The organism is Micromonospora aurantiaca ATCC 27029, assembly GCF_000145235.1.
GTDB classification, from domain to species: domain Bacteria; phylum Actinomycetota; class Actinomycetes; order Mycobacteriales; family Micromonosporaceae; genus Micromonospora; species Micromonospora aurantiaca.
Map to the genome: position 1 here is coordinate 2,918,569 of NC_014391.1, position 12,410 is coordinate 2,930,978.

10 protein-coding genes are annotated in these 12,410 nt (G+C 72.5%); 5 read left to right on the forward strand and 5 right to left on the reverse strand.

Annotation, left to right across the window (positions count from 1 at the left end; genetic code table 11):
- The first annotated feature begins 482 nt into the window (after window positions 1-482).
- Together MICAU_RS31930 and MICAU_RS12795 are read left to right on the forward strand one after the other, a co-directional pair.
- Window positions 483-1,282, forward strand: a protein-coding gene (locus MICAU_RS31930; protein WP_167545755.1) for an IS5 family transposase whose coding sequence is annotated in 2 segments (ribosomal slippage) — window positions 483-819 and window positions 819-1,282 — 801 coding nt in all. Because the reading frame shifts where the segments join, the coding sequence is not laid out codon by codon here.
- A gap of 178 nt (window positions 1,283-1,460) precedes the next feature.
- On the forward strand, window positions 1,461-2,654 hold the full coding sequence (locus MICAU_RS12795) for a hypothetical protein (RefSeq protein ID WP_013285730.1): 1,194 nt from the start codon (window positions 1,461-1,463) through the stop codon (window positions 2,652-2,654).
- 54 nt (window positions 2,655-2,708) lie between these two features.
- Here MICAU_RS12795 and MICAU_RS12800 read toward each other — a convergent pair whose 3' ends face one another.
- From MICAU_RS12800 to MICAU_RS12810, 3 genes are all read right to left on the reverse strand, one after another.
- Complete coding sequence (locus tag MICAU_RS12800; RefSeq protein WP_013285731.1) at window positions 2,709-5,462, reverse strand: beta-L-arabinofuranosidase domain-containing protein; 2,754 nt, start codon at window positions 5,460-5,462, stop codon at window positions 2,709-2,711.
- 55 nt (window positions 5,463-5,517) lie between these two features.
- A complete protein-coding gene (locus MICAU_RS12805) occupies window positions 5,518-6,900 on the reverse strand; it encodes a glycoside hydrolase family 43 protein (protein ID WP_013285732.1) in 1,383 nt (460 codons plus the stop codon).
- Window positions 6,901-7,144: 244 nt separating this feature from the next.
- Window positions 7,145-7,357 carry a hypothetical protein gene (locus tag MICAU_RS12810; RefSeq protein ID WP_013285733.1) on the reverse strand — a complete coding sequence of 71 codons (213 nt, stop codon included), beginning with the start codon at window positions 7,355-7,357 and terminating at the stop codon, window positions 7,145-7,147.
- Window positions 7,358-7,525: 168 nt separating this feature from the next.
- Here MICAU_RS12810 and MICAU_RS12815 point away from each other — a divergent pair, with 168 nt between their 5' ends.
- Window positions 7,526-8,752 (forward strand): sensor histidine kinase, encoded by a 1,227-nt coding sequence (locus tag MICAU_RS12815; protein WP_013285734.1) that lies wholly within the window; start codon window positions 7,526-7,528, stop codon window positions 8,750-8,752.
- On the forward strand, window positions 8,740-9,393 hold the full coding sequence (locus MICAU_RS12820; RefSeq protein WP_013285735.1) for a response regulator transcription factor: 654 nt from the start codon (window positions 8,740-8,742) through the stop codon (window positions 9,391-9,393). The genes MICAU_RS12815 and MICAU_RS12820 overlap by 13 nt, the downstream gene beginning before the upstream one ends.
- 60 nt (window positions 9,394-9,453) lie before the next feature.
- Here the strand turns inward: MICAU_RS12820 and MICAU_RS12825 are convergent, their stop codons facing one another.
- Complete coding sequence (locus tag MICAU_RS12825; protein ID WP_013285736.1) at window positions 9,454-10,620, reverse strand: serine hydrolase domain-containing protein; 1,167 nt, start codon at window positions 10,618-10,620, stop codon at window positions 9,454-9,456.
- Between the two features lie 234 nt (window positions 10,621-10,854).
- Between MICAU_RS12825 and MICAU_RS12830 the strand changes: the two genes are divergently transcribed.
- Window positions 10,855-11,325: a hemerythrin domain-containing protein gene (locus MICAU_RS12830; protein WP_013285737.1), complete on the forward strand. Its 471-nt coding sequence runs from the start codon at window positions 10,855-10,857 to the stop codon at window positions 11,323-11,325.
- A gap of 51 nt (window positions 11,326-11,376) precedes the next feature.
- On the opposite strand, the gene MICAU_RS12835 is transcribed toward MICAU_RS12830, so the two are convergent.
- Window positions 11,377-12,261 carry a hypothetical protein gene (locus tag MICAU_RS12835; RefSeq protein WP_013285738.1) on the reverse strand — a complete coding sequence of 295 codons (885 nt, stop codon included), beginning with the start codon at window positions 12,259-12,261 and terminating at the stop codon, window positions 11,377-11,379.
- Between the last annotated feature and the right edge of the window lie 149 nt (window positions 12,262-12,410).

Sequence of the window (12,410 nt, forward strand, 5' to 3'; positions counted from 1 at the left end):
GGCGAGGTGCTACCGACGAGTTCAGGCGGCGCGGTCCAGGTCCTTGTAGACGGTGCGTCCTCGGGGGTTCGTTGACTGGGAACGAGGGGCGGGTTGCCGCGTTGTTCCAGGGGTAACGGCTTCCTGTCTGACATCGCGCTCCCATGACGAGGGTGTCCGCGCGGCTCGGCACCCGGAGGCGTGATCGCAAAGCATGAGCAATTGATAACGCGGGGCAGAAGCGCTAGCAGGCCAGATTATGCGAGTAGTCGACGTCGTGCGTCCGTATCGGCATGATCAGGCGCACCTCCAACTCGGCGGAAGCGGAGGCGGAGTGGTGCGTCATCCTGGACGGCACGCGTCATGCACATTCCCTGATCACCCCCGCGCCAGCAACGCGTACAGCCCTGTCTAAGAGCTCCTAACGAAATGATGTTGGGCGTGTCCTCGGGACGTGAGGATCGTTCTGTCTGAACGTGAGGAGGGGTGAGCAGCCGCCGTGGATCGTCTCGGACGAACTCTGGGCCGAGGTCGCACCGCTGCTGCCGCCCCGTCCGCCCCGACGGCGACGGTTCCCGGGCCGCAAGCCTCTCGATGATCGCAAGGTGCTGTGCGGGATCTTGTTCGTGCTCTACACCGCGATCCCGTGGGAGTACCTGCCCCAAGAGCTTGGGTTCGGGTCGGGCATGACCTGCTGGCGCAGGTTGCGGGACTGGAATGACGCCGGCGTGTGGCAACGCCTGCATGAGGTGCTGCTCGGCAGACTCCGGGCCGCCGGGCAGTTGGACATGTCCCGGGCGGTGATCGACGGCTCCCACGTCCGGGCGCTCAAGGGTGGCCCAAAACCGGTCCGAGCCCGGTCGACCGCCGCAAGCCAGGCTCGAAACACCACGTCATCACCGACGCGGGCGGCATCCCCCTCGCCACGGCACTGACCGGCGGCAACCGCCACGACGTCACCCAGCTCATGCCCCTGGTCGACAAGGTCCCCCGCATCAAGGGCGTCCGCGGCCGGCCCCGGCAGCGACCCGACCGCATCTACGCCGATCGCGGCTACGACTACGACTGCTACCGACGCGACCTCAGGGCCAAAGGCATCACCCCGGTCATCGCCCGACGCGGCACCGGCCACGGCTCCGGGCTCGGCACCCGACGGTGGGTCGTCGAGCAGACCATCGCCCTACTGCACTGGTTCCGCCGCCTGCGCATCCGCTGGGAGATCCGCGACGACATCCACGAAGCGTTCCTCACCCTCGCCTGCGCCATCATCTGCTGGCGCCGACTCCAACACTCAAAGAGTTAGGAGCTCTAACTCGTGAGCCCGATGTCAGCCATGCGATTGTCAAAAACCCGACCTGTTGGCTTCTATAGACGCTTGACTACGGCCAAGAGCCAGGTCTCCCGTGGGCTGGCGAAGCTGCGCGAGTCCCTCGGCGGCGAACACCTCAATCTCACCGGCAGGCCGATGGAGGAGTGGACAAATGCAGTTGCGTGAACTGGTGGACGCCGTGACCGGCGACGAGCCGCCGATGGGCCGTACCGTCGACGACATCGTCGCGGCCGGGCGGCGCGCCGAGCGGCGCCGCCGGAACCGGTTCGCGACAGCCGGCGCCGCGGGCCTCGTCGCGGTGGCGGTCGCCGCCGCGATCACGGTGCCGACCCTGGACGCGAGGCGCACCGCCTCGGCGCTGTCCGAGGCGCCGCGTCCGGGCGTCAGCCCCTGGCCGGACGCCTCGCCGTTCACCTTCACCTTCACCGGGTACGACGCCGGCACGCTGCACGTGCAGGACCCGATCGTCGTGTCGACCGCGTACCAGATCGCCCCCGTCTACTCCGACCGGCACACCTCGAACGACAAGCCCGTCAGCCAGGACGAGGCCGAGGCGTTCGAGCAGGAGAGGACGGCCGCCGGGGCGAAGCCGACTCTGTGGGCGTACCTGACCGTCTACCGGCCCGGCGCCTTCGATCCGGCCGCGGTCAAGGACGGTCGGAGCGTCACGGTGGCCGGGCGCAGGGCGGTGCAGGCGACGCTGCCGTTCGGCCTCGACCCGCGCAACCCGGTGGATCCGGGCAACAAGCTGTTCGCCTGGGAGTACGCCCACAACGCCTGGGCGGCCGTCACGTCGATCTCCGGCGACGCGGCGACGCCGAGCTTCGCGGACCTGAGCGGCCTGGTCGCGGGCCTGAAGCCGGCCGGGCCGACGCCGGCGCCGCTGCCGTTCACGGTGGGCTACCTGCCGCGGGGTTACGTGCCGCTCCAGGTGGGCACGCACGCCATGCCCGGCCTGAGCGGCATCGCCACCGCCCGCGCCGGTGACTACGGCGGCGCGACGTACACCAGGCCGCCCCTGCGCACCTCGGGCCTGACCGCGCCGTTCGACTCGGTCGAGGGCGGGATCAGGGACGGGTTCCACATCTTCGTCACGCCGAGCACCAGCTCCAACCAGTCACCGGAGCCCGGTGCGACGAAGTGCTACCCGGGGGCGGCCCGCGGAGGCGGGTTCTGCAACATCTGGAGCGCCGACGGCACTGTCGTCGTCCAGGTCAGCTCCGAGGGCGTCGGCGGCCGGCTGCCCCAGGCCGAGCTGCTGCGGATCGCCGAGGGGATCACCGTCGCCGACGACGTGCGGGACGAGTCGACCTGGACTCCCGCCCCGGACGCCCTGACGCCCTGACCGATCCCGGCGGCGGTGGGAGCGGCCCGACCGCTCCCACCGTCACCGCCTGATCTACAGGAACCGCCAGCGCTGGTGCGCGGCCCCGGTGTCGTCGGCGAGGACCGCCTGCGCACCCTGGGCGCCGGAGCCGCCGCTGAGCCCGAGCACCCGGCCCCCGTTCGCGCACTGGATGCGGAACCAGCCGCCTCCGCCGTGCCGCAGCCGCCACCTGTGGTCGGCGGTGCCGTTGTCGGCCCACTGGACGATCCGGGCGCCGGCCGCTGTCGAGCCGCCCTCGACGCCCAGCACCTTGCCGCTGTTGCCGTTGCGCAGCCGCAGGTAGCCGCCGGTGTCCACGAGCGCGGTCCAGAGGTGGTCGGCGGTGCCGGTGTCGCCCCACTGGACGACCAGCCCGCCGTCGGCGGTGGACATGTTCTGCACGCCGAGCACCAGCCCGCTGCCGAGGTTCTGGATCCGCCGCGCCCCGTTGGGCAGGAACCGCCACTGGTTGTCCAGGCTGCCGTTGTCCGGGTCCTGCACGGCGAACGCGCCCTGGGCGGTCGAACCGCCGGAGATGCCGAGCAGCTTGCCGGTGTGCACGTTGCGCAGCTTGTGGCTGCCGTCGCCCACGTCGACGACGGTCCAGAGGTGGTCGGCGGTCCCGTTGTCCGCCCACTGGAGGATCCGGGCGTTGTCAGCCGTGGACATGTTCTCCACGCCCAGCACCTTGCCGCTGTTGACGTTGCGCAGCCGCAGCGCCGACCCGTCGACCACCAGCTGCCAGTCGTGGTCGGCGGTGCCGGTGTCGCCCCACTGGAGCGCGAGCCCGCCGTCGGCTGTGGACATGTTCTGGATGCCGAGCACCAGGCCGCTCGCCGCGTTGGCGAGCCGGAAGCTCGCCTCCCCGCCGCCACCGCCCGCGCCGACCCGCCAGTAGACCGTGTAGTTGTGCCCGTGGGCGTCGTAGAACGGGCCGAGGTTGACGGTGGCGCCGTCGGCCCGGGCGGTGAACGCGAGGCTGCCGGCGCCGGTACGGGTGACCGAGGCGGGGTCCAGCGTCGGCAGGCCGCTCAACGTGGCGTTGCCGTAGTTGCCGGAGAGCACCACCGGCCCGTACGTGACGGCCTGCACAGCGGCGTCGTCGTTGGCCGCCACAGTGGTGACCCGCATCGGCAGCCGGACCGTGACCGTGTCGCCGGAGGTCCAGGCGCGGGTCAGGACGGCGTAGCTGCCCGGCGTGGCGGCGATGCCCGCCGCGACGCCGTTGACGCTGACGCTCGCCCCGCTGGTCCACGCCGGGATCCGGATCCGCATCGTCCACGACCCGGCCACCGAGCCGGTGACGGTGAGCGTCGTGGTGTCGCCGACCGGGTACGAGGTGGCCTGCGTGACGGTGATGCCGCGCTGGCTCCAGGTGAGCACCGAGGGGACGAACAGGTTGACGGTCAGCGTGGTGCCGTTGTGGAAGTAGATCGCGTCCGCCAGCGTCGTGTTGGTCTCCAGCCCGGTGCCCTGGCAGCACCAGAACGAGTTGTAGTCGGTGCTCCACGTGCCGCCGCCCCACGCCGGGCCGACACCGCGGCGCCCGCCCGGGTTGAGCGGGGTGAAGTACGTGACGTGGCCGTGCGCGTCGGCCGGGTTCTGCTGGCCGATCATGTGGTTGAGCAGCGCGCGCTCGTAGAAGTCGGCGTACGCGACCCGGTCCGGGTCGAGCTGCCAGAGTTCCCGGGTCAGCTTGAGCATGTTGTACGTGTTGCAGGCCTCGCACGTGTCGTTGCGCAGGTAGCCGGCGATCGCGTTGGGTGCCCGGAAGTGCTCGGCCTGGCTGTTGCCGCCGATGGCGTACGTGTGCGCGCCGACCGTGATGGCCCACGCGTTCGCGGCGATGTCCCGGTAGCGGGTGACGCCGGTGGCCTTGTACTCCCGGGCCGCGCCGATCCACTTGGGCACCTGCGTGTTGGCGTGCAGCCCGTTGAGCTGGTCGGAGTTGGCGGCGAGCGGGTTGAACACGGCGGCGTGGTCGAACCGCTGCGCGACAGTCAGCCACCGCCCGTCACCGGTCTGCTGGTAGAGGTCGGTCAGCACCGCGTTCATGCCGCCGAACTCGGTGCCGAGCATGGCCTGCATCTGGGCCGAGGTGAGCCGGCCGGTGCGCTGGTCGACCCACCCGGCCAGCGCCAGCAGCACGTCCCGGGCCTGGGTGCTGCCGATCAGCCGCCACACGTCCAGCAGCCCGGCGAGCGTCTTGTGGATGCAGTAGTAGGGCACGTTGCCGTTGCTGAGCGTCCGCGCCTCCAGCGCGGTGAAGTCGGACTCCGGGAAGCCGGACAGGTACCCGGCGCTGAACCCGGCCGCGCCGTTGTTGGCCTGGCAGCGGGCCAGTTCGGCGACCATGGTGAGTGCCTTGTCCCGGCAGGTGGTGTCGCCGAGCACCGCCCACGCCTGTGCCCAGGCGGTCAGGAAGTGCCCCTGCATGTGGGTGCGGAACGGGAAGTTGGGCGCGTCCCAGCCGCCGTTGGCGGCGGCGCCGCCGGTGGACAGGCGGTGGTTGGCCCGGAAGTTGTAGAGCAGCCGGTTCACGTCGACGAAGCGCAGGTAAGCGACCGTACGGTTCTGGTTGTCCTGCCAGCGGCCGGCGGTCAGCCGTACCTGGCCGGGATCGAACGCGTACGCGGACACGCCGATGTCGGGGCGGGCCGGTGGCAGCGCGGCGTGTGCCGTACCGCCTGCGGAGACGGACCCGGCGGCGGCGCCGGCGGTGGCCGCGACGGCTGTCGCGGCGGTCGTACGCAGGAGGAATCGGCGGTTCACCAGGGGAGCGGGCATGGCGGCCTCCGTGGCGGGGGACGGTGGTGGTGGGGGACGGTGGTGGTGGGGGCGGTTACGCGGTGACCCGGAACGTGGCGTCCTGCCTGTCGATCGCGGGGGAGCCGGCGCCGAGCGGGTCGATGCGCAGCCGGTAGTCGTAGTGCCGCAGGTAGCGGGTGGGGAAGTTGTGCGAGCGGAACGACGACCAGGTGCTGTCCGCCAGGCCGGCGGTGCGGTGGAAGGTGGCGTCGGCGCGGAACGTGGCGGTGCCGTCGTTCGGGTCCAGCCGGACCGCGTAGTCGTAGTGCCGCAGGTAGTTGCCGGGGTAGTTGACCGACTCGAACGAGACGGCGGCGGAGTCGGCCAGGCCGGGGACCATGCGCCACATCTGGTCCTGGTAGGGGTCGAACGGGTACGCGTCGACGCGGGCGATCCGGTCGGCGTGCCGGACGTAGCGGTCGGGCAGGTTCGACGACTTGAGCCGCACCCAGTTCGGCGTGCCCCAGCGGTTGACCATCCCGGCGTACTCGGCGTCGCTGATGCCGACCATCGAGCCGTGCTTGGAGTTCAGCGGTGGGGTGTAGTCGCGCTGGTTCAGCGGCGTCCACGAGTTGCCCGCGATGGTGGTCGTGGACCAGGCGTAGTAGTCGTTGTTGACGGGGCTGAACGAGTCGCCCCACAGCCGCCAGCCGCCCTCGTTCGTGCGCAGCAGCAGCGGCGCCTCGATCGCGTTGCCCTGCCGCAGCCCGCCGGTGTACGTGGTGAAGCTGTTCGGCGCGCCGGTGGCGGACCGGGCGCCGTACAGGTACCCGTCGTCGAGGTTCTTGTAGTAGAGGTACGTGGTGCCGCCGTCGACCACCACGTCGCCGTCGAGCACGCCGAAGCCCGGGCTGAAGTAGACCTGCGGTGCGCTGACGGTGCGGAAGTCGCTCGTGTAGTTGACGAACAGCACGTCCCGGCCGTTGTTGGCGGAGTAGACGATGGCGTACTGGCCGCGGGCGGCGTCCCAGAACGCGGTCGGCGCCCACGTGTGGGTGTCCAGCGTGTGCATCCGGATGCGCCGGTAACCGGTGAACGCGGTCAGGTCGGTGGAGTCCCACACGTGCAGGTACTGGCTGGTCAGCCCCCAGTTGGTGCCCTTGAGGTCGGTGGCGAGCACCACGAACGTGCCGTCGGTCCTGCGCAGCACGAACGGGTCGCGCAGGCCGAGTTGCCCGGCGGTCGGGGTGACGACCGGGTTGTTCTGGTTCAGCGGGGTCCAGTTGAGGCCGTCCCGGCTGACGGCCAGGTGCAGGCCGTAGTCGGCGCCGAGACCGTTCGGCGTCTCGGTGAAGTAGGCCATGGCGTAGGCCGTGTTCGGCGCGGCGAGCGCGCCGCGGGGCAGGCTGAGCGCGCCGGAGGCGGCTGCAGCGGTGGACAGGGCACCGAGGGTGAACGCGCGTCGGGTCAGGGGCACGAGGGGCCCTCCTCTGCGGTGGGGATGACGTCCGCGTTAGCGCTAACAATCTCCCCTAGCCTGGCGTTCACATAGTCGTCTGTCAATCGAGTGGTGACGTTAACGCGCTCAGCCGCGGACCTCCCGCGACGACACCAGTCGTACCAGCCGGGGGAGTGGTCGCCGGGCGAACGCCGCAGGGCGGGCCGATCGTCGTCCCGGCCCGCCCCGCCCGGCTTCCCGGCGCCGCCCGCACGGCGGCGGGTCAGCGGTTGCGGTAGTGGTTCACTGCCAGCGCCGCGCCGGACGCGAGCGCCAGCGCGCCGAAGGCCGAACCGGCCCACGGGTTGCCCAGGACGCTCGACAGCGTCACGTTCGCCGCCACGCTGACGACGAGCACCAGCCAGAGCAGCGGGCGCATCCGGGTGACGGGCGTCGTCGCGGCGGTGTTCTCGGCGGTACGGTCCAGGTCGTTCACGGCTGCCTCCTCGGGTGACGTCCTTGCACCTCGACGCTAGGCGCGCGGCCGTCCGGGAACGATCCCGCCAGCACGACGACCGGGGTACAGCAGGCTGTACTTTCCGCGCCCGGACCTGACGGACGGCGACAGCGGTGACCTATCGTGGCGGCCGGGGGTGGGCCGGGGATGGAGTACGTACGCAGGCGGTTCCGCGCCGCGGTGGACGCGCTGGAGCACCTCGTCGGCGGGCTCGGCACTGCCGTGCTGGCGCTCGGCGCGCTGTTCGGGGCCGTCGTCGTGGCGGCGGCCTGCGTCGGCGGGTTCGGACTGCTGCTCGTACCCGGGATGCTGCGGGCGGTGCGGTCGGTGGCCGACCGCGAGCGTGCCCGGCTGTCCCGGTGGGGGCCGCCGATCCCGTCGCCCGGCCCGGTGCCGGCCGGGGTGCGCCCGGCGCTGCGCGACCCGGTCGTCCGGCGGGAACTGCGCTGGGTGGCCACCCACGGAACGCTCGGCTTCGGCGCCGGGCTGATCGCGCTCGCGCTGCCGATCTACGCCGTGCAGGACATGACGTTCCCGCTGTGGTACCGGCTGGTGCCGCCGGACGCCGGTGCGCCGGGGATCGGCTGGTGGCGCGTCGACGGGCTCGGCGACGCGCTCACTGTCGGCGTGCTCGGCATCGGGTGGCTGGTGCTCGCGGTCGCGACCGGGCCGGCCCTGGCGCGGATCCAGGCCCGGCCGGGCCGCCGGCTGCTGCCCCCGCCGCCCGGGTTCGACCTGTCGCTGCGGGTCGCCGAACTGACCGCCACCCGGGCCGCCGCGCTCGACGCCCACGCGGTGGAGCTGCGCCGGATCGAACGCTCGCTGCACGACGGCACGCAGAACCGGCTGGTCGCGGTGAACGTGCTGCTCGGCGCCGCGCGGCGGGCGGTACGCCGTGACCCGGCCCGCGCCGACGAGATCCTGGAACGCGCGCAGAACGCGGCCGAGCAGGCGCTCGGTGAGCTGCGTACGGTGGTGCGCGGCATCCTGCCGCCGGTGCTCGGCGACCGGGGCCTGGCCGGGGCGCTCGACGGACTCGCCGCGGAGTGCGCGGTGCCGTGCCGCCTGTCGGTGGACGTCGACGTGCGCTGCGCGGCGTCGGTCGAGGCCACCGCGTACTTCGTGGTGGCCGAGGCGTTGACGAACGTGGTCCGGCACAGCGGCGCGAGCGCGGTGGAGGTCGCCGTGCGCCGGGAGGGGAACCGGCTGCTCGTCACAGTCACCGACGACGGGCGCGGGGACGCCGACGAGACGCGTGGCTCCGGGCTGACCGGCATCCGCCGCCGGGTCGAGGCGTACGACGGGCGGATGACGCTGACGAGTCCACCGGGAGGACCGACGAGGATGCACGTGGAGCTGCCATGCGGATCGTGATCGCCGAGGACGACGCGCTGCTGCGCGAAGGGCTGGCGCTGCTGCTGCGCGCCGAGGACCTGGACGTGGTGGCCACCGCCGGCACGCCGGGGGAGTTCCTGGCCGCCGTGGACGAGCACCGGCCGGACGTGGCGATCGTCGACGTGCGGATGCCGCCCACGCACACCGACGAGGGGATCGTCGCCGCGGTCGAGGCCCGCCGCCGCCTGCCGGGCCTCGCGGTGCTGGTCCTGTCCGCGTACGTCGAGCAGGCGTTCGCCACCGAGCTGTTCTCGGTCGGCGCCTCCGGGCTCGGCTACCTGCTCAAGGAGCGGGTGGGCCGGGTCAAGGAGTTCCTCGCCGCGCTGCACCGCGTCGCGGCCGGCGGCAGCGTGATCGACCCCGAGGTGGTCGGGCAGTTGCTCGCCCGCAACCGGCGGCCGGACACCGCGCTGGCCGAGCTGTCGCCGCGCGAGCACGAGGTGCTTGCGCTGATGGCCGAGGGGCTGGGCAACGGCGCGATCGCGGAACGGCTGTTCGTCACCGACGGCGCGGTGCACAAGCACATCCGCAGCATCTTCGCGAAGCTGAGCCTGCCGCCTGACGACCGCGCCGACCGCCGGGTCACCGCCGTGCTGCGCTATCTCGACGGCCGGCGGTAGACGCACGCACGTCCGCGCGCCGCCTCGCGGGAGGCGGCGCGCGTGCGGTGTCGAGGCGGATCAGCGGCGGGTGCCGCAAAGGGCCGCGTCGACGGTGCTGGTGACCGCCTCCAGCATCTCCATGCTCGTCGGCAGCCCGGTCACCGCGACCACCGCGCTGCGCCCGTCCGTGGTGGACAGGTTGCGGGTCTGGAAGCCCTGGATGTCACCGCCGTGCCCCCAGGCGTGACCGCCGCAGGGCAGCTCGTGCCGGGCGATGCCCAGGCCGTACTCCCAGACGCCGCTGGGCTCGAAGTCGGGCGCCGGCACGGTACGCGTCAGGGCGGCCTGCTGGGCCGGCTCGAGCAGCCGGCCCGCCAGCAGCGCCTCGAAGAACGTGCGCAGGTCCGACGGCGTCGAGACGAGCTGGCCGGCGGCCCAGCCCAGCGACGGGTCCATCCGGGTCACGTCGACCCACGGCGCGCCGGGCTCCACCGCCACGTATCCGCGCGGCAGCCGGCCGGGCAGGTCCTGCTCGCCGGTCTGCGGCCAGTACGTGTCGCGCAGCCGCAGCGGCTCGATGATCCGCCGGGTGATCTCCTCGCCGACCGGGCGCTGGGTGACCCGCTCGACGATCAGTCCGGCGAGGACGAAGTTGGTGTTGCTGTACTCCCACTTCTCGCCCGGCGGGAAGTGCCGCGACTGGGTGAGTGCCTCGTCCAGCAGCCGGCGCGGGTCGAAGTAGTCGCTGCGCCGGTCCACGAGGTCCTGCGCCTTGCCGAACACCACGTCGTCGTAGTCGGGCAGGCCGCTGGTCTGCTGGAGCAGCTGGCGTACGGTGATCCGCCGCCCGTCGTTGCCGTTGGCGCGCACCAAGCCGGGCAGGTAGCGCTCGACGCTGGCGTCCAGGTCGATCCGGCCCTCGCCGACGAGCTGGAGGACGACCACCGCGGTGAACGTCTTGGTGTTGCTGCCGACGCGCACCCGGGCGTCGCGGGGGATCCCGGCGCCGGTGCGCAGGTCACCGACACCGGCGGTGTAGTCGCGCACCCGGCCGTCGCGGCGTACGGAGGCCAGCGCCCCGGGGAAGCCGTGCTCGGCGACCAGGCCGTCCAGTCGCTGCTGGACGGCGTCTGCGGCCGGACGCCGGGCGTCGGTGGTGGTGGCGGACGCGGCGGGCACACCCAGCGCGGTGACGGTGAGCAGGGCCGCGGCGCCGACGGCCACCGGGAAGGTACGGCGGGTCATGGGAACTCCTCGACGGAGGTGAACGGGTACGACCTCAAGCCTCGGAGAACCGGGCCCCGCGCTCCATACCGCCAGCTGCCGAACCGGGGTAGCGCTGGCACTACTTGATGGCGCCGGTGCCGCCGGTTAGGCTCCGCCCAGCGTCGCGTGCCGGTGGCAGACCGTGTCAGGCATGGAGGCGCCGGATCGAAGGGAGCACGACGATGACACTCGTCGTCCCTTCGCCCTCGCCTCATGGCTGAGGGCGAACAGACCAGGCTGGTGGCCTGGAGCCGCGAGATGCGCGCCGTTCACGAGCGGCTGCGCGAGGCGCTGGCGGTGACCCGGCGGGCGCTCGCCGACGGCGAGCCGGCCCGCCCGGCGACACGTGAGCTGCTGTTGTTCTGCCACGGGTTCTGCGCGGCGCTGACCGCGCATCACGAGGGCGAGGACCACAGCCTCTTCCCGGCGATCGCAGCGCGGCATCCGGAGCTGCGCGGCACGCTGGACCGGCTGCGGCAGGACCACTCGATGATCGGGTACCTACTGACCGGGCTGAGCGCGGCGGTGGCCCGCGACGCCCCGCCCGGGGAACTGGCCCGGCACCTGGAGGGCGTGGCGGCGATCATGGAGTCGCACTTCCGGTACGAGGAACGGCAACTGCTCACCGTGCTGGAGACGCTCTCGCTGGACGCCGACCCGGGCGACGTGTTCGGGCCGTTGTGACCGCAGTCGCGGCCCGGCGGATGCGCACCGCCGGGCCGCGACCGGTCCCTGTCAGTTCAGGCCGCAGGTGGCGAACCCGTCCAGGTTCGGCCGCTGCGCGCCGACCCGGTTGAACGCGATCTCGATGCGGTCGAGCGCCGCGACGCGCTTGCTGCGCAGCGGGCCGAGGATGGCGTTGTCGATGAACGCCGGTCCGCCCTCGGGGCGTACCGCGAGCCGGGCGAGGCGGGCGTCGGCCTCGGCGATCTGCTTGTCCAGCGTGGCCAGTTCGGCCTGCACCTGGCCCGCGGCCGCCGCCGGGACGGCGGGGAGCACGACGCGGGGGCAGTTGACGGTCCGCGCCGCGCCGCCGGCGTTACCGTTCTGGCCGCCCGCGTTGCCGTTCTGACCCCCGGCGTTGCCGTTGCCGTTCTGAGCGTTGCCGTTCTGCCCGCCGGCGTTGCCGTTGCCGTTCTGGCCGGCACCGTTCTGGCCGGCACCGCCGTTGACGGCGCTCGGCACGCCCGGGGCGTTGAGCGAGCAGGCCGCCAGCGCGTCCAGGTTAGGTCGCTGCGCGCCGATCCGGTTGAAGGCGATCTCGATGCGGTCGAGCACGGCGACGCGCTTGCTGCGCAGCGGGCCGAGGATGGCGTTGTCGATGAACGCCGGTCCGCCCTCGGGGCGTACCGCCTGCCGGGCCAGCCGCTCGTTCTGCCGGGCGATCTCCTGGTCCAGGTTGGCCAGTTCCCGTTCCACCTGGGCCGACGCCGCAGCGGGGACGGCGGGCAGCTTGTCGCGTACGGTCGGGCAGTTCACGGTCTGCGCGGCGGCTGTGGTGGCCGGGCGGTTGTTCTCGCCCGCCGACGCCAGTTGCAGTCCGCCGGCGAACAACAGCGCCGCGAGGGCGCCCACCCCGCCGAGCTTCAGGACCGCGGTCTTGCGCGTACCCCTGGCCATGCACCTCTCCTCTGGTTGACCGGGAGGGCCGGTGCGGCGGGTGCCGCCCCGTCTCCACGGTGCGAAGTGACGACTGGAGGAATCGTGCTCGTGCCCGCTCCGGCATCGCGGTTCCGGCCGATGTTCCGGTCGGCAGTGGATACGGACGG

What these genes read in the sequence shown, in the direction of transcription:
- MICAU_RS12795 (WP_013285730.1), top strand. Translation starts at nt 1,461, where the DNA reads ATGCAGTTGCGTGAACTGGTGGACGCCGTGACCGGCGACGAGCCGCCG.
- MICAU_RS12800 (WP_013285731.1), bottom strand. Translation starts at nt 5,462, where the DNA reads ATGCCCGCTCCCCTGGTGAACCGCCGATTCCTCCTGCGTACGACCGCC.
- MICAU_RS12815 (WP_013285734.1), top strand. Translation starts at nt 7,526, where the DNA reads ATGGAGTACGTACGCAGGCGGTTCCGCGCCGCGGTGGACGCGCTGGAG.
- MICAU_RS12820 (WP_013285735.1), top strand. Translation starts at nt 8,740, where the DNA reads ATGCGGATCGTGATCGCCGAGGACGACGCGCTGCTGCGCGAAGGGCTG.
- MICAU_RS12825 (WP_013285736.1), bottom strand. Translation starts at nt 10,620, where the DNA reads ATGACCCGCCGTACCTTCCCGGTGGCCGTCGGCGCCGCGGCCCTGCTC.
- MICAU_RS12830 (WP_013285737.1), top strand. Translation starts at nt 10,855, where the DNA reads ATGGCTGAGGGCGAACAGACCAGGCTGGTGGCCTGGAGCCGCGAGATG.
- MICAU_RS12835 (WP_013285738.1), bottom strand. Translation starts at nt 12,261, where the DNA reads ATGGCCAGGGGTACGCGCAAGACCGCGGTCCTGAAGCTCGGCGGGGTG.